General features: G+C 41.3%; 16 protein-coding genes. 10 read left to right on the top strand and 6 right to left on the bottom strand.

Annotated elements, in window-relative coordinates; genetic code table 11:
- Entirely contained in the window at nucleotides 1–768 is a 768-nt protein-coding gene (locus tag OEY58_16750) for a nucleotidyltransferase domain-containing protein (protein ID MDH5327108.1), read from the bottom strand.
- A 245-nt stretch (nucleotides 769–1,013) separates the two neighbouring features.
- Between OEY58_16750 and phnD the strand changes: the two genes are divergently transcribed.
- The 3 genes from phnD to OEY58_16735 all read left to right on the top strand — a co-directional run bounded on the left by phnD (nucleotide 1,014) and on the right by OEY58_16735 (nucleotide 5,042).
- Nucleotides 1,014–1,853 carry a phosphate/phosphite/phosphonate ABC transporter substrate-binding protein gene (gene phnD, locus OEY58_16745; GenBank protein MDH5327107.1) on the top strand — a complete coding sequence of 280 codons (840 nt, stop codon included), beginning with the start codon at nucleotides 1,014–1,016 and terminating at the stop codon, nucleotides 1,851–1,853.
- Nucleotides 1,854–1,867: 14 nt separating this feature from the next.
- A complete protein-coding gene (locus tag OEY58_16740) occupies nucleotides 1,868–3,700 on the top strand; it encodes an ATP-binding protein (protein ID MDH5327106.1) in 1,833 nt (610 codons plus the stop codon).
- 604 nt (nucleotides 3,701–4,304) lie between these two features.
- Nucleotides 4,305–5,042: a molybdopterin-dependent oxidoreductase gene (locus tag OEY58_16735; GenBank protein ID MDH5327105.1), complete on the top strand. Its 738-nt coding sequence runs from the start codon at nucleotides 4,305–4,307 to the stop codon at nucleotides 5,040–5,042.
- Nucleotides 5,043–5,253: 211 nt separating this feature from the next.
- Here the strand turns inward: OEY58_16735 and OEY58_16730 are convergent, their stop codons facing one another.
- A complete protein-coding gene (locus OEY58_16730) occupies nucleotides 5,254–5,967 on the bottom strand; it encodes a hypothetical protein (GenBank protein ID MDH5327104.1) in 714 nt (237 codons plus the stop codon).
- 83 nt (nucleotides 5,968–6,050) lie between these two features.
- Complete coding sequence (locus tag OEY58_16725) at nucleotides 6,051–6,410, bottom strand: hypothetical protein (GenBank protein MDH5327103.1); 360 nt, start codon at nucleotides 6,408–6,410, stop codon at nucleotides 6,051–6,053.
- Nucleotides 6,411–6,900: 490 nt separating this feature from the next.
- Between OEY58_16725 and OEY58_16720 the strand changes: the two genes are divergently transcribed.
- The 7 genes from OEY58_16720 (at nucleotide 6,901) to OEY58_16690 (ending at nucleotide 13,169) form a co-directional block, all read left to right on the top strand.
- Nucleotides 6,901–7,812, top strand: coding sequence for a hypothetical protein (locus OEY58_16720; protein MDH5327102.1), 912 nt, complete (start codon nucleotides 6,901–6,903; stop codon nucleotides 7,810–7,812).
- Entirely contained in the window at nucleotides 7,809–8,063 is a 255-nt protein-coding gene (locus OEY58_16715) for a hypothetical protein (GenBank protein ID MDH5327101.1), read from the top strand. Before OEY58_16720 ends, OEY58_16715 begins: the two co-directional genes overlap by 4 nt.
- Nucleotides 8,053–9,789, top strand: a complete 1,737-nt coding sequence (locus OEY58_16710; protein MDH5327100.1) for a DUF2326 domain-containing protein — start codon at nucleotides 8,053–8,055, stop codon at nucleotides 9,787–9,789. The genes OEY58_16715 and OEY58_16710 overlap by 11 nt, the downstream gene beginning before the upstream one ends.
- Nucleotides 9,790–10,236: 447 nt before the next feature.
- Nucleotides 10,237–10,866 (top strand): ATP phosphoribosyltransferase regulatory subunit, encoded by a 630-nt coding sequence (locus OEY58_16705; protein MDH5327099.1) that lies wholly within the window; start codon nucleotides 10,237–10,239, stop codon nucleotides 10,864–10,866.
- A gap of 9 nt (nucleotides 10,867–10,875) precedes the next feature.
- The gene (locus OEY58_16700; GenBank protein ID MDH5327098.1) at nucleotides 10,876–11,325 is read left to right on the top strand and encodes an ATP-binding protein; all 450 of its coding nucleotides are present in this window, start codon (nucleotides 10,876–10,878) and stop codon (nucleotides 11,323–11,325) included.
- Nucleotides 11,326–11,338: 13 nt separating this feature from the next.
- Nucleotides 11,339–12,064: a guanylyltransferase gene (locus tag OEY58_16695; protein ID MDH5327097.1), complete on the top strand. Its 726-nt coding sequence runs from the start codon at nucleotides 11,339–11,341 to the stop codon at nucleotides 12,062–12,064.
- Between the two features lie 199 nt (nucleotides 12,065–12,263).
- Complete coding sequence (locus OEY58_16690; protein MDH5327096.1) at nucleotides 12,264–13,169, top strand: tetratricopeptide repeat protein; 906 nt, start codon at nucleotides 12,264–12,266, stop codon at nucleotides 13,167–13,169.
- 266 nt (nucleotides 13,170–13,435) lie between these two features.
- On the opposite strand, the gene OEY58_16685 is transcribed toward OEY58_16690, so the two are convergent.
- The 3 genes from OEY58_16685 to OEY58_16675 form a co-directional block, all read right to left on the bottom strand.
- The gene (locus OEY58_16685; GenBank protein ID MDH5327095.1) at nucleotides 13,436–14,707 is read right to left on the bottom strand and encodes a S1 family peptidase; all 1,272 of its coding nucleotides are present in this window, start codon (nucleotides 14,705–14,707) and stop codon (nucleotides 13,436–13,438) included.
- Between the two features lie 125 nt (nucleotides 14,708–14,832).
- Nucleotides 14,833–15,195 (bottom strand): hypothetical protein, encoded by a 363-nt coding sequence (locus tag OEY58_16680; GenBank protein MDH5327094.1) that lies wholly within the window; start codon nucleotides 15,193–15,195, stop codon nucleotides 14,833–14,835.
- Nucleotides 15,196–15,413: 218 nt separating this feature from the next.
- A complete protein-coding gene (locus OEY58_16675) occupies nucleotides 15,414–16,508 on the bottom strand; it encodes a hybrid sensor histidine kinase/response regulator (protein MDH5327093.1) in 1,095 nt (364 codons plus the stop codon).
- Between the last annotated feature and the right edge of the window lie 599 nt (nucleotides 16,509–17,107).

Below are 17,107 nucleotides of genomic sequence, written 5' to 3'. Positions count from 1 at the left end.
TTATTCTCCCCACGTTGTACGTAAAGCAGTACGAAAAGCGCGATCCAGTACGGCGGTTTCCAGTTTATTTTGTTTGTCCGGAATATGTTGCTCGATAAACACCAATGATTGCTCCAGAAACGAATCCAGCCATGGCTCCCGCTGTGTTCTGTGGGACTCCACGCTCGCCATTTTTTGGCTCAATAGTTCTTCATAACGGGGTAACAAATCCGATGATATATACGTGTCTTTGAGCTTGGAGATTTCCATAGGAGGAGGGGATTGATTGTCGATAATGTACAAAGCACACAATACGGCACGTAGCGCATAAAAATAGCTTTTTAGTTTTACGGTCTCGTCGCTCACAATGTCGCTGAATTTTCGTTGAGCCATAGACAGATAGTGGTGACAGGCGCTGATTGTCAAAAACGAAGGTGAGACAGCATCTTTTAAGGGCGCTATCGCTGTGTCGTTTTCCCTATAAACGATTGGGGATGACAGCCATTCCATTAGGGCGCAATTGGACTTTTTGAGCAGTCCAAAGCTCTTGCGTAGGTCCCAGCCTCCCAAGTCGCTGTCACCGGAAATGGGAATGTCGATGGTGTCTTTTCCGGGAAAAACTGACAAATACCAGTCCACCGGATGGGCGTAGATAAAACGGACATCGTAATCGCTGTCCGGGGAAGGAAAGCCCCAGGCGCGACTACCGGATTCGCAGGCATACAGGATTTTGATGTTGTGTTGTTGTTCGAGCGCATTAAGTGCGTCTGATATTTGCTCGTTTGTCATTGTCTTCGATCCAGGTGTTTGATTTTAAGCGATTAACCGTAGGCATGGTACAAGAACCATATCGCAGAGCTCCGATGCCTGAAAAGCTTGAGCCCCGCATTGGCTTGTGGGAGGACAAAGGCCCTTTAGCGATTACTTATCTCATTATCTACCAATTCAGCAAGATATTACAATTATGACACTTTATCGGTGATTATTTGAGTATATTTAATTAGAAATTCAGTTAAAGGTAACAGGTTGTGAAAATGCATTATTGTCTCTTAGTAAGTTTGGTTCTTATCGTGTCCTGCACCCCATCTGAGGACATCAAAGTATTGCGGGTGGGTGTTTTGCCGGATCAATCCAGTGAAAAAATTGAAAAAAAATATGGCCCGTTATTTGAATATCTTGCAGGAAGTGTAAATGCAAAATATGAAATCGTAATTCCAAGCTCTTATGATGAATTGTTAATTGAATTTCACAAAGGGAATATTGATATTGCCTATTTTGGTGCCGTTACATTTATTATGGCAAACATAAAGGATCAGGCTGTTCCTTTAGCCATGCGGGATGTGGATATGCGCTTCACCAGCATTTTTATAGCGCCGACCAAGTATTCTGAAAATAAGATAAAAGAATTTAAGGGAAAAAAGTTGAGCTTTGGTTCGAAATTGTCTACTTCCGGTCATTTGATGCCGCGGTATTTTCTCGCCAATCAAAATATATCTCCTGAGACTTACTTTTCGGAGGTTCTTTACTCGGGGGCACATGATAAAACGGCTCTTATGGTGCAAGACGGTGTTGCAGATATAGGTGTTGCCAATGCAAACGTGATAAGACAAATGTTTGCTGATGGTGATCTCGACAAGAGTAAGGTAAAAGAAATATGGGAAACCCCGCCGTATCCGGATTACGTCTGGGCGGCGTCAAACAAGGTACCAAAACATCTGCTTAGAAAACTGATAGACGCTTTCACAAAATTGGATGTGGATAACGAAACTCACAAACACATACTCCAGTCAAGCGGTGCCAGAAACTATTATCCGGCATCAATGACAGATTTTAAATCCCTGGTTGGAATCATGAAAAGTCTTGGATTTATTTAAAGGGCCCGGCTGCAATGAAAAAAATATCATTAGGAATAAAAGCCTATGTATATATAATTTTAGCGTTAATGTTTTTACTGCTGGTATTTATATACTTTACCAATATTTATTACACCTCGAAGGAAAACCAGTTAAATCACCACGCCAATGAATATCACCTTAAGGCTTCATTGTATTTGGCGGAGATATCCAGAGAAATTCACAGAATCGAAAAAAACACTCTGAAACGTACCATGGGTAAACCGGATGAAGAGGTATCCAATAGTGGTTCACTCTTTGTTTTACAAAAAACGCTGGAAAAGCTCAACGAATTACGAAATATTAATCACGATCATGGTCTGCAAAATGTTTATAATCGGATCAATAATAACATTGAACATCTGCGTACCGAAGATGTGGCGTTATCGAATGAACTGTTCCGTAGTGTGTTTTCAGACATAGAAAAGCTGTCTAAGATTCATTCTTATGAATACAACCTGATTGTCGAGGAGATTTACGCGTTGCTGGAAAAGCGCAATGGGGTATTCGGAATCGGTTCCATTATATTATTCAGTATATTAGTGCTGATCATTTATCGCATTATTTTGTCGATAGATACCATCGTTAACTCACAACGCCGCGCAGAGAGTTTGTTAAAGGAAAACAATCAGGACCTGGAAATTATTGTAGAGCATCGAACCAAAGAACTGAGCGAAGCACTGGACAAGGCCAACCAGGCGGGTAGAGCCAAGTCTGAATTTCTCGCAAATATGAGTCATGAGATCAGAACCCCCATGAATGGGGTAATTGGTATGCTGGATTTGCTGGAAACGGAAGACCTTAATGAAACCCAGATGGACTATCTGAATACGGCAAGATATTCGGCCGCTACCTTAATGGATATTTTGAACGAAATACTGGACTACTCCAAAATTGAAGCCGGAAAGTTGGTTCTGGAGCAAGTATGCGTCAATCTTCTGGATGTGTGCGAAGGACTGGTTTCATTATTTTCCAGTGACGCAGAAAAAAAGGATATCGAATTAGTATTGAACTTTGATTCCGAACTGCCGGATGAACTGATTACAGACCCAACACGTCTCTCGCAAATATTGAGCAATTTAATCAGTAACGCCATAAAATTTACCAGTAAAGGATCGGTTGTTGTATCGGTGAGAAAGAGTTCCAACTCCGAAGTCATTATTTTAAATGTTAAAGATAACGGAATTGGCATTCGAATAGAACAAATGGAGAGGATATTCGATAGTTTTGAGCAGGCGGATACCAGTACCACACGAAAATATGGAGGTACAGGATTGGGATTGGCGATCACCCAAAAGTTAATCCATTTATTTAAAGGTGAAATGTTAGTAAACTCCAGATTTGGTCACGGAAGTCAATTCAGCTTTACCATCCCGCTGGTTCCCACAGAGAACTCGCAAGCCATAAAATCCAAATATCAAGACCTCAAGGGGTTGCAGGTGCTGGTAGTGGATGACAATACAAACACACTTCAGGCGATTGAAACCATACTGGATTCCTGGGGTGTGCGCTATGTATCTTTTGATAGTGGAATTAAAGCTGCGGAGTTTCTATCGACAAGTCAGCAAACGTTTGAGTTTGCGCTTATCGATATGGATATGCCGGAATTGGATGGAATACAGTTTCTGGATTTAGTGATGAAGCAATTCCACCGCTACGAAACGTTGCCTATCGTGTTAACGGCGACAACAAAACCCAAAGACATGCCTGACCCAAAGGAACACGGTGCTGTGGCAGTTATTCCCAAACCCATCAAGCATGCGGCTTTATATAATAATATGAATCTTTTACGAAACCAAAAACCAGGGGCCAAGGCAAATGCTTCCTAGGGTATTGATCATCGGCACTGAAGCCCAACCCGAAGTTTTAATAACAGTCCGTCGGACTATAAGGGCTTGTATTTAGAGCGGTTGCCTTCAAAACGATTTTTACGCCGGTTCAATGTTTCCGCCAAATGACCACGACATACCCTGACCTGTGCGGTGGTGCGCAAGTTTGCATGACCTTACGCCCAAACTCCCCAGGAAGGTAGGGGCAGTTTGGCTTTTAACCGTTCGATATAGGCCTCCTGCTCGGCCAGACAACAGGTAGTTGCACCAGACCCAGTCCTTCCCCTAATCGAGGCATACCTGGATTCCATTTTCTCCATAGAAGCACATTCACGGACAATCCATGATGGATTACGTACTGTCAGCTTTTGACTGAATGGAAAAACTGAACAAAATCCATTCAGGAGAACTTTCCAGCTTGTAAAATGTTATCAATTCGTGATACTAAGAAATGCCAAGTATGCGAATGTAAGGGCTACTGAAATCTCCGTAATGGCTGTACGTGAAAGCCGTATGCATTACTCTCTAGTACAATTACAACCCGGTTACACCATAAACCAAGTCAACCTGGGCTTTTATCAAGTTTAAATGGGGCGGCAACAATATGGATGAGATTGAAAAGAAACCAGAAGAAAATGTGGACCTGACCCGGCGCAGTTTACTCAGCTGGTTGGGAAGTGCCACCGTCTTTGCTCTGACCGCAGATTTTCTATCAGCCTGTGCAGACTCACAACCCAACGAACCCAACACAAATAAAGCCAGCGATTTTCCCTTTAGTCCCTCTCCCGTCGAAGGGGCACTCTACGATCGGTGGTGGGGTAATACCGTCGACCCCCAGAACCTCCAACAAATACTTAGCTCGTGGCAGCTGTCGGTCAGAGGCCTGGTGGAAGAACCCGTTACCTTGTCATTCTACGATGTAGTAAACTTAACAAGACAAAACCAAGTGACCGATTTCCACTGCGTAGAAGGCTGGTCCGTGCTGGATGTGCCCTGGAATGGTTTACATATTGATACCCTTATAAACCTTGTCCGCCCCACCAGCGAGGCTACCCACATTACCTTGCGTAGCTTTAGAGATATTTATACTGAATCGATACCATTGGCCGTAGCCAGAGAACCACGCACGATGTTCGCCTATGGTATCGGCGGTTCGACCATTCCGCTTACCCACGGTTTTCCTCTGCGTCTGGTTATCCCGAGAATGTATGGTTACAAGGGCTCCAAATGGGTTAGAGAAATCGAATTCACCAACACATCAATAGACGGATACTGGGTACAACGCGGTTATCCCACAGATGCACCGGTGCACCCATCGCGCCTGCGTGAGGGTAAATATTAGTTCCTGGGTTGAGGCCGGCGCAAATCAGAAGGCGACCTTTCCCAGGCAAAAAGGAATACACCGTTAGCGTGTAGGAAGCACCGTCTGTCACCGTTTGTGTCCATGTGATCATGTCCATAGCACCATGTCCGTAGCACCATGTCCATAGCACTATGAATTTGGCGCTATGTCTATAGCAATATGTTTTTAGCTAACGGCCCTTAGTAAAAAGCTACAAGGAATTGAATCCAAAAGAGTTGAGCAAATGAGCCAGAAAAGAAAGCAGGGTCGGAAAAATAGGAATGAGTACAGTCACTACGAAAGATTGCATTGATTTAAAATCAAAGGGCCAAACCGGAATACGACTTTTTTGTTTTTCATAAAAGTCACTCAATTTGGACATATTGTCCATTTTTTCACCGGTAATGCGAGTGCTGTTTTTGGTCCAGGAAGTCAATGTCTTGGCTATTGACTTTAAGTGCAAGACTTTGGCAATGCTCATTCGTTTGTGTGCCGATGACAGCGGTAGAAAAAACATCAGCGGAGCGAGAAATATATAGGCAATGATAAATATAGGGTTGCCAATATCATCCAGCAAGAAACCTTCCTGAATAAATATTCGGTCAATGTATTTCAAAGATATGTAAATACCTAAAAGAAGTAAGATGATATTGTACTTCAAACACAAATCGGTAATGGGTTTTAAACCACAACACCCATCAGGGTGTAAGGGCTGGATGTCGATTTCAAATAGATACTCGGTGGACTCGTCAAATGTTTCGGTTTGTGCATGAGGGTCGGTGACTTGTTGTGATTTTGTCAAATTAAAGAAAATGTGTAACACCCGCGCGAGCACCAGATTGTTCCAAACAGACAAAGCGACCCAATAGCATAGAAAAACCTGCACCACTACGGAATACAGACCTGCATAAGTAAACCCTGACAACACCCCATCATAATTTATCCAAGTGTGTTTACCCGACTGAAACAAGGTGCTGTAATAGGCATAATTTAAAGCCGCAACAATAGCTAAAATGACTGCACGTATGACCGGGTGGTTGAAGAGTCTCCGACGATGGTTCCAAAGCTATGAAATTCCGTGCTGTCTTTCTGGGACGCCGCTAAACGGGAAAACACTAAAGGGATTTGTTGATAAAAACTCTGGGTTAGAGCAATAACGACAGGAAACAGCAGCACAATGGATAGTGGCCAACTGATATTTTCAGAAAAGCTGATGTAGTCCAAGGGAGGATCGTCGGGGGCGGTAAAAATAGCCAACCCGTACAATCCGACTGCCACCACCAAAAAGGCCAGGCCCAGCGAAATCGGTGTACGGGACGTGGTGATCCCTTTAATCGGATCAATCAACTTAACAGGTCGACTGCCCATGGGTCGTCTCCCAGAGTTTACAGGAAGAAAACACCTCTCACACCCTATAGTATAGCGCAGGACAATTACCAATCGCTTACACAACCGCTGGCTAGGGAACGCAGTGCGATAACAGCAACATAAGAAGCTCAAATTGGGAAACCGTATCCACAACTGAATTCACAGGTTAAACAATATCTGCTTGTAAAGATAGAAAATAAAACATTACAGAAATGTGTCATAATCCTATACTATAATCCTTCGTAGCCAAATTCATTAATGCAATACAACAACTAAAATAGTTGCGATTTACTCTACACGTTTTCTAGGAAATCGCCGAGACTGACTAATTATTAATCGCTGCGATACGATTTGAGAGTGATCTCGGTTAGACGGTTTTGGGGATGATTGGTCTTATGGGGCTGGTTAGTGCCCAATGGAGACACTCATGGTGGTGTTTGAGCTCTCCAAAGCGGACACTGATACTATCTTGAAAAGGTATTGAGGTTTTATGGATTCTGTGACACGTGCGTGGTATGGGCTGCATATCGAAAATGCCTTACTCAGCAAGAATGAGCAGGAGTATGAAGACTTCTTCTGTGATGTCATGGAAGCGTTGTATTCAGATGACTTCCAATTAGTTAAAGCTTCGGGTAGAGCTGGTGATGGGAAGTCAGATGGCTTCTTGGTCTCCGAAAAATGCGTTTTTCAATCTTACGCACCTAGCTCAGGTTTTAATAAATCCAAATTACTTCGTAAGATTGAAGGCGATTTCTATGGAGCAAAGGAAAAATGGGGAACAAAAATGGAAAAATGGACGTTCGTCCATAATGATCCCGAAGGTATTCCAAAATATGCAATAGATTTAATGCAGCAGCTGCGGAAAGATAATCCAGAAATAGAAATAACGTCATGGCGTCCTACGTTAATTAAGGACAAAGCACTTTCCCTACCCGTTAACAAGCTCACGGATATGTTTGGCCCCGCACCTACTCAAAATGACATTGTTAGCCTTACCCATGAGCCTATAAAAACATTGCTTAAGGCTATTTCTGCTCGAGTACATACTTACGAAGCAGGAATCCTACCGGTATCAGTAGATAAGTTAGAATTTAATCTGCTTTCTAGTGACGTAGAGGTCTTACTTACTGCAGGGCGTCGTAAGGAAAATCTTGTAGAAGACTTGCTCGCTCACTGGCCGGACCCTGAATACGGTGAAGATCTAGCCGAATCATTTAGATTCAAATATCAAGAATTGAAAACCGCTGGCTATAGACCTGATGATATTTTTTTGGAAATGAAAGGGTTTGCTGGCGGGAATATAGAAAATATATCGAACCAGGTTTCGGCACTTGCCGTCATCAGCTACTTTTTTGAACGTTGCGATATATTTGACAATCCACCGGTTGGGTATAAAAAGTGATTTTACCGACAAAACATATTTTACCTGAGAGAGCTCTTATCTCTGTAGCATCTGAAGTGTTCAGTTTGATTGAGAAGCGCGCTACAGTCAGTTCAATATGGAATGAATTAAAGGACAAGCATCGCGAAATGATGCGTTACGGTGAGGTACCGTTTGATTGGTTTATCTTATCATTAGATTTACTATTCGTTATCGGCGCTATTGAAGAAAAAAACGGAATAATAAAAAAGGTCAAGTCAAATGCTAAGTAAGATATATAGCGACTTACCAAGTTTTAAGACAGTTGAGTTTCACTCTGGTCTGAATTTAGTTTTAGCCGAAAAGGGGGCAAATTCTTCTGAGGGAAAAACACGAAATGGGGCGGGTAAAAGCAGCCTTGTGGAGTTGATTAATGCACTACTGGGCAGCGACCTACGTAAGGGAAATGTTTTAAAAAGTGAGGAATTATTAGAGAACAGGTTTGGCCTAGAGATTAGTCTGTCCGGAAAGGAATTGACTGTCGAAAGAAGTGGCGAAACTCCGGGAAGAATCTATGTGAAGGCTATGTCAAAAGGCTTATTGCCAGTTTCAGAAGCTGAGGGAGAGATATTTGTTAGCAATGATGAGTGGCTATCATTCCTTGGTTCGGTGATGTTTAACCTTTCTGATTCAGCTCGGCTAGTAAAAAATGGGCCGTCTTTTCGATCTATGTTTTCATATCTTGCACGTTCCACAAAAGGATTTGATGCGCCAGAAAAAACTTTTTCACAACAGGCTACATGTTCGATTCAGGTTGCACTAACTTATTTGCTAAAGCTAAATTGGAAAATCGCTAGAGAATTCGAAGATATACGCCAAAAAGATAAGTTGATAAAAGCATTAAAGAAAGCATCCAATGAGGGTGCTCTTGGCGATGTTTTAGGTTCCGCGCCAGACCTTCGTACAGACATCCTTCTTAAGAAAGCCCGGCTTGATAAACAAAATGACGCATTGGAGGAGTTTCGGGTGCTTCCAGAATATCAAGAGAAAGAGGCTAGATCTGCAGAAATAAGTAAGCAACTAGCAAATCTTTCTGCTGAGGATACTACTGACAAAGAGTGGTTATCGCAGCTTGTGCGAGCGTTAGAAAACGAGTCAGAGCCAGATCACAGAAAAGTAGAAAAGCTATTTGCCGAGGCTAATTTTAGTCTTCCAGAATTGGTGGTAAAACGCTTTGATGAGGTTAAAGAGTTTCATGATTCGGTGATTCGAAATAGAAAAGAACACCTAAAGCAAGAAATGACGGAAATCACAGTGCGAATCAATCAACGACTTGAGTTGAAGCGAAAGTTAGATGATGAGCGTTCAGAAATATTATCTTTGTTGCAGTCTCATGGTGCTTTAGATCAGTACTTGAAACTGCAGAATGCAAGCTCGAAATTAGAGGCGGATATAGAGTTATTGAGTAAAAAGCTAGAATCAATAGACAATTTGGATGAAAAGAAATCCGAATTGAAGATCAGCAGACACAATCTTCAGAAAAAAATGCGAATTGATTATACAGAGCGAGATGATGCTATTAAGGATGCAATTATTTCATTCGCAGAAATATCTGGCGAACTATACGACGAACCAGGAAAATTTAAAATTGATCCTAGTGAAGATGGGCCAAAATTTGAATTTGATATCCCTGGTAAAAAGAGTACCGGTAAGAACAAAATGCAAATATTTTGTTTCGACATGACTCTTATGAAAATATGGGCAAATGAGGAAAAAAGGCCGGATATCCTTGTGCATGACAGTGTTATTTTTGATGGTGTCGACGAGCGTCAAATTGCAAAAGCTTTAGTGATCGGTGCAGAGATGGCAGAAAAATACGGCTTCCAATATATTGTCACTATGAACTCCGACGATATGCCTGACATGTCAAATCACCCAGAATTTGATATTAATAATTACCGTGTCGACTTAGATATAGACGATACACCTTCGGGCGGATTATTCGGTATACGTTTCTAACTGTCTTTATACTTCAAAAAACAACCAAGGTAAGGCGTTGAATTAGCCTATATAGCGAATGTCCGCTTTCGGGAAATCTAAGTTTCCGCTATTGGCCGGAATCTGACACTAGTATAATAGCTAAGGATTAGAACATGAGATAGGACTAGAAACGTTAAGAATTTGTAACGTTTCCTGCTGACTGGATAGTCCCCAGGTGAGAGTCGTTGGTCTTCAAAAATAGTTCGAAAATTATCAATTTGACGGTTGACACTTAAGCTTTTTATTCATATCCTATTTGAATGAGAAAGAATCAATCACACATGATCCATCAATACCACCAAGCCAATCATATTTGGCTGGGAGCGCTATTGCTTGTGTGAAATCTAAGCCCATTCAACAAGAAAGCCCTCCCAGTGCAACTGCGAGGGCTTTTTTATTGTCAATTGAAAAATTTTGGGTGCAGATATGGAACTAAAAATTGCCGATCAAGCTAGAGGGACGAGAATTATTTCAGGTGCCGTAGCAAAAAGTAGGCGTAATTTATTGAATAGACTGGTAGATATTGCGGAGTCAGAAGGGTTTGAAGAAATTCTCTTGCCAAGTGTAGAGCCTTCGAAAGTGTATGTTAATAAAGCCGGTGCTGATGTTCTTGAGCAAATGTATGTATTTCCGGACAAAAAGCACAGACAGCTATGCCTGCGCCCGGAATGTACCGCGACTATACAACTCATTGCAGACAAGCACTTTAGAAGACAGCGCGACTTGAAGCTGTGGTATTTTGAGCGTTGTTGGCGCTATGAAAAACCCCAAAAAGGGCGCTACCGTGAATTCTTTCAATTCGGAGTAGAGGTACTAAATCCCTCGTCGCAAGATTGGTACTCTAAACTTATCAAAATCGCTGAATCTATGGTTTCCGTTAAAACAAATGACTATGTCATTGCGGATTCTGTCAGGAGAGGACTGGACTACTACACTGCTGATGGGTTTGAAATATCCGTAGAAAGACTTGGACCACAAAGACAGGTGGTTGGTGGAGGCGCTTATCGCCAGGGAATGGGTTTTGCGATTGGGTTCGATAGATTGATGCTTTGTTAGGGTAGTGTGATGGAAGGAATAGTATTTGTTGGTATTCAAGCAAGTGGGAAAACCACGTTCTATAAACGCAATTACTTCGATACTCACGTGCGTATAGGATTGGATATGCTAAAAACCCGTAACAAGGAAACGATACTGTTGAATGCGTGTGTTTCTGCCAAACAGCCCTTTGTTATCGACAACACGAACCCAAGTGTTGTCGAGCGAAAGAAGTACATTATCGCGGCTCGTGATAATGGATTCACCACAAAGTGCTATTATTTTCAGTCAAATCTCAAAGACTGTTTGGGTAGAAACCAACAACGCAGTGGAAAGAAAAATATTCCGGAAATCGGAGTAAAGGGTACTTACAACAAGCTTGAAATACCTTCATATGGTGAAGGTTTTGATGAAATGTTTTATGTGTACATAAAGAACAACGAACTGTTTGTAAAAGAGTGGAAAAATGAAATTCGATGACTAAGACAAAAAGATGCGGGTCTATGAGACAGCCAGTGATATTAAGATCATTCCCAATGTCTATATGGTAGCCCGAGTGGACGGGCGATCATTTACTCGATTGACGAAAGAAGTACACAGGTTTCAGGCGCCCTATGATATTTGGTTTAGAGATATGATGGTCGAGACGGTAAAGCATCTAATGGATAACGGGTTCAAAATGGTGTATGGATACACTCAAAGCGATGAGATTTCACTGCTTTTTGATCTGGACGATAGTACTTTTCAGCGCAAAGAAAGGAAATTGAACTCGATTTTAGCAGGCGAAGCCAGTGCGAAATTCAGTTTGCTTCTGGGAGATCTGGGGGCATTTGACTCCAGGATAAGCTGCCTTCCAACAAAGGATTTGGTGGTAGATTATTTTAGATGGCGCAACGAAGATGCACACAGAAACGCGCTGAACTCGCACTGTTACTGGAATTTAAGAAACGCAGGGTTTAGCCCTAAAGAGGCATCAAATCAATTACTCGGAATGTCGGTTGCCAATAAGAATGAATTATTATTTAAAAACGGAACCAATTTTAATTCATTACCTTCATGGCAAAAAAGAGGGATTGGTGTGTATTGGGAAACGTACCAAAAAGAGGCTACAAACCCAAGTACGGGACAAACTGTAACCGCATTGAGGAGGCGGCTCGGGGTCGAGTATGAACTGCCGATGAAAGACGAGTACAATAACTTTATTCGCAGCTTATTGTAATAGGCCACAGGAACCCCGGTCTCTGTTTGGTGAGCTCGGTAGCCCAGGTAGAATGGGCTACCGAACTATTGCGCCAACATTCTTAAAAGTCGACATTCGTGAACAATATAGAGGTAGAAAGTGACCAGTTCCTGAAAATATGGGTTAAACTGTTGGAATAAATCAAATCGGACTGCGGTTCCAATCGAGTAAGGTGGATATGATTTTCCGAATAAAAAAAATTGCTGTTATCATCCCAAGCTTATTTCTGGTGGTGGTTGCTCCATCCAGCGCAACAGATTTTCTTTACAACGGATTCATTATCGATGCTTACTACTCATTAGGTGAAGCTTGCTATAATGATAAGAATTTAGATTGCGCAATCGAAAATTACAGCAAGGCAATAGATCGCCAACCGGGCGATAGCAGAATTTACAATAGTCGCGGGTTGGCTTATCACTTTAAGAAAGAATACAAGAAGTCTGTTAGAGATTTCGATAGAGCTATTCAGCTGAATCCAAACAATTATCGAGCATACAATAATAGGGGTAACGCAAAAAGGCGTCTTGGCCAATACGAACTGGCTCTTGCAGACATAACGAAATCGATCAGTATCAACCCGCGCAATATAAAGGCATATCATAACCGAGCTTCTGTGTATATTAAGACGAAACGCTATCATGAAGCAGAATCTGACTTAAATATAGCATTGGACCTTGGATCACGTCACCACTCCACTTATAGCAATATCGGCTATGTTGCGTATAAGCTAAAAAAGTACGATCAGGCATTAGTGGACCTGAATAAAGGAGTCCAGCTTTTACCGACGGATGCGCAAACTCACAACGCGCTGGCATGGATTTACGCAACCTTGGACAACGATAAATACCTCAATGCGGAAAAAGCGATATTTCATGCTACAAAAAGTTGTGAGTTAACGGAATGGAAAAATTATGGGTATATAGACACACTAGCCGCCGCCTATGCAAGGGCAGGGAATTACCAAAAAGCCATATACTGGCAAGAGAAGGTAGTAGCTGCTAGAAAATTCCAACCGGAAAAAGTAGAATCCTCGAGAATGAGACTGAACCTGTATCGATCAGGAAAAGCATATGTGGATAAGTAGAAATACAGGTTGATGAAGTGGCCGTATGGGGACTGTCAATGGCGGGTGTATAAGGCACCATCGAAATAGTAATGATAACCGGGGTCAAATGATAACCGGGGTCAGAGCAGGGTCAGAGCAAAGTTCTAGAGCAGGCAAAGCGGAAAAAGTATGAAGTTGATATAAAGAAGGCCGCCGAAGCGGCCTTTAAAAGGGTTTTGTTTGTCCAGCAGGAAAATACCCTTCAATGATTGGACTCCCGATAACAAACTCCGGTAATCCCATTATTAATGTAAAACGTTTACATTCATTTTAGATTCTGCCCCTAATATACCCTGATAGAAACTGACACAAGGTGATACACCTAATATACCTCCGGAAATCAATCCGTAAGCTGTATGACTCGCATACAGAGGACCGCCACTATCGCCTTTTACCGCGCAATAATTTGCTTGTCCCAGGTTTTTAACAATTACGCCTTCAGTTACATAATTAACGGTTACCCCCAGTTTTGTTACTTCACCACAATTGCTATTTCCGTAAACAGCACCAGTTGTACATATTCGCATACCAATAAAACTGGAACCTTCACTATTAATCTCATATTCCTCATTCACGGTTGTATCGGGTCCCGCTGTAACATGAACCCAATTCTCTGGATTCCAACCAGGTACATTATTTATACGCAGGATAGCCATGTCACCCTCCGGTCCGAATATGTAGTTGTGTCTTGGTCCAATGTAATGCTTGCTAAGGTCCGAAAATTTGGTATACCAAGATTCAGTGGTGTTAACCACGCAATGTCCGGCGGTAAACTGATACAGTTTGTTATCGACTTTACTTCGTGCGACAAATGCGTTGGTACAACCTTTACCGCTGTCCGTTCTAATTTTATTTCCTCCTCGTAAAGAGGGGTCGCAATAGGGATAAAAACAGCCTACGGTTTCTGGTACTCCGCCAAAATAGCTTATGCTCAATTTATCTCCCAACAGCGCCTTCGCTCGTTCTACCAACTCGTTTTCCGGTTCACTCATTTGTCGATGACTCGGTAAAGTAAGCTCTACTGTATTAGTGTCCGTTCTTAGACCAACACTCAATGCGACATCCTTCCCAAATCCTACTATTTCGTTAGAAATCCAGTCGTTCGCTTCCTTTAATTCTTGTATAGAAAATCGTACTGGTACCATATCAAACGAATCTGGGAATTTTTGCTTATCCGCGCTACTACTTGCTTTTCGTAGCGCATCGCCACGATTAACAACCCCTATTTTTATTCTGTCTCCATCACTAGTATCTACCCAAACACCAGCGTAATCCGCGCCCAGCTCCTTACTATACCAGTCGTTCAGTGTCGTTAGCTCACTTTGCCAATTTAAACGAGTTAATGCCTCACTTTGTGAAATACCCCGATCACTTGCTAATTCGATTATTTCCAATTTAGAAGGCAATTTAGAATCTACTGCCGGATTAACCGTTGCAGAATTTGCTTGTATAGGCATGAAACATATCACACTGATTAAAGCAGCGCCATATAGTCCATGTTTGTTAACGAGTTTCATGTTTTTCTCCTTAATATTCCCATAAGTTTTATGCAATGCAACTATCACAAATATCTAGTGTGTTTTAAAAAAATGCGTTCGAGAAAAATCCCGAACGCAAACGAGAAAGTAAACATGCCATAGCACTATTTGCAGGGCCCTGGATAACACGTTTTGGTTTCTTCATCCCAACAACCCACTGCGACTAAAACACCGCCATTCCAAAGCTCAACACGGGTGTCTTTTTGTACTTCACTATCTGTAATAAGTTGGCTAGTCGAACCTACCGGAATATTTACTCGAAGATTCCGGAATACAATTTTACTGAGTTCGTCAACCCTCGTCGTTGCCTCTTCTTTGAGGCGAACTAAACGCGACTGATCATCATCAGATATGGAAGTACCAACGCTAGAGCTGAGCGAATAGAGGCCTTCGCTAAAAGAGACACCCGGAATTGAACATATAAATATGGAAACCAATAACATACTAATATTTTTAAAATTTTGCATTGTATTACTCCTTTTCCATTAGTCCATTAATGTTACTTTCTACAAGAAAACTACCAGGTATTGTTTTTGGGATTACGCGTTAGTAGCTGATAAACATCGTTACGCAAAACCTCACAACAATAGATAGCTACATATGCAATAGTAGCTATTTACTGAAACTCCGCTATTGGATAGTTGTTCTAGGATAAACGTCTTAAACGTATGATGAGTAAGTCTGCTTAATTCGAAGCATTTGTGGTATTAATCAGATAAGAGTTCAATTTTACAATATCTACGGGTTTAGCTATGTAGGCTATGTTGTTTTCTTTTGCTCTGGATTCTACTACATTGGATGTGTCACCCGTAACCAACATGGCAGGTAAATTTACGTTATATTGACGACGCAATTGCATTATCGAATCTATACCGTCGCATAATCCCAATCGGTAATCTGCGATTACAGCATCAGGGATAAGATTGCGTGACAATAGTATTTGTTGACAGCTTTCCAGACTATCACCGGATACGACACTGCACCCCCATTTCAACAAGAGAGCCTCCATGCCGAATAAAATATCCTTTTCGTCATCTATGGCCACTACAACCAACCCTTTTAGGCGATCATTTTTTCTGTTAAAAAATTCAGAGTATGCTTTCTTACTGGTTATCGGTAATCCATCTATGATAAAACAACTACCCTTATTTACTTCCGATATTAATACTAAGTCCAAACCCAACTGTTTAACCAACCGATCAACGATTGCTAAACCCAATCCTAAACCTTTGCTTCTATCTCTTTGTGGATTTTGTAACTGGAAAAATTCTGTAAATATATGTGACTGGTACTCTTTCGCAATACCAATGCCAGTGTCTTTGATTACTATTCTTAGTTTTCCGTGATGTAACTCTGCAGAAAGTCCAATTTTCCCTGTTTTGGTATATTTTAACGCATTAGCTAGTAGATTTCTTAATACAATTCCTAAGAGAATCTCGTCTGAATACACGTAATAATTACTGTTTACCAATTCAAAACGGAGGTTTTTAGCAGTTGCTTGAACGGAAAATTCATTGTTCAATTGTGTAAAAAGCTTATTGATGGCAATAGTTTTATTTTTAGGTTTAATGGTACCTGAATCATATTTAGAAATATCCAGCAAGGCGTTAAAAAGCCCTTCAAGAACACCGATAGATTCCACTATTTTTGAGATTGTTGGGACCAATTTCGGATTGTCACATTCTGATTCCAAAACAGCTGTATATAGGGCAACTGCATGTATTGGCTGTCTAATGTCATGAGATGCTGCAGCAAGAAATTTAGACTTAGACTCTGCCAATTTTTCGGCCTCTTCCCTTTTTTTCGAAAGATCCGCTATCAGTCTTATGTTCTCCGACCGAAGATATAGTAAATCTATATATGTCGAATTTATTTTCCGTGCATAAACGTATACAAAAATAAACATAATAGCTATTACACCCAGACCGAGCAATGAACGTGTATCGGAGATTGATATTAAACTGTAAAATACCGGGATAGTTAATCCAATAGTAAACGCGGAAAATGAAGTTATATAATAAAATAGATAAGGTACTGTACTGATATTTATTGCAATAATGAACACAACCAATAGCATTTGTTCGCTACTGACCAATTGTCCATAGTGAAAATAGAACAACGAACCCCAAACAAACCCAAAGATTACAGAAGAATATAGCTCCAACCATGCCCATAAATACGTATGATCAACAGTGTTCTGCTTTCGGTATAACAACACTGAAAAGTACCGTATGCTAATTATCGATAAAATCGGAGTTATAGTCAAATCTGGTGTACGCGACCATGATCAGGCAGCGCTCCTTTGACGTTTAACTGTTTGTTTCTTTACTCCATCTACAAATCTTACATCGTTAATCACTTCGGCTAAAAGTGAAAACC

It is taken from the genome of Gammaproteobacteria bacterium (assembly GCA_029882975.1).
Taxonomy (GTDB): Bacteria; Pseudomonadota; Gammaproteobacteria; order SZUA-152; family SZUA-152; genus JAJDNG01.
The sequence above is the reverse complement of the archived record's forward strand: the minus strand, read 5'-3'. Positions and strand labels throughout refer to the sequence as shown.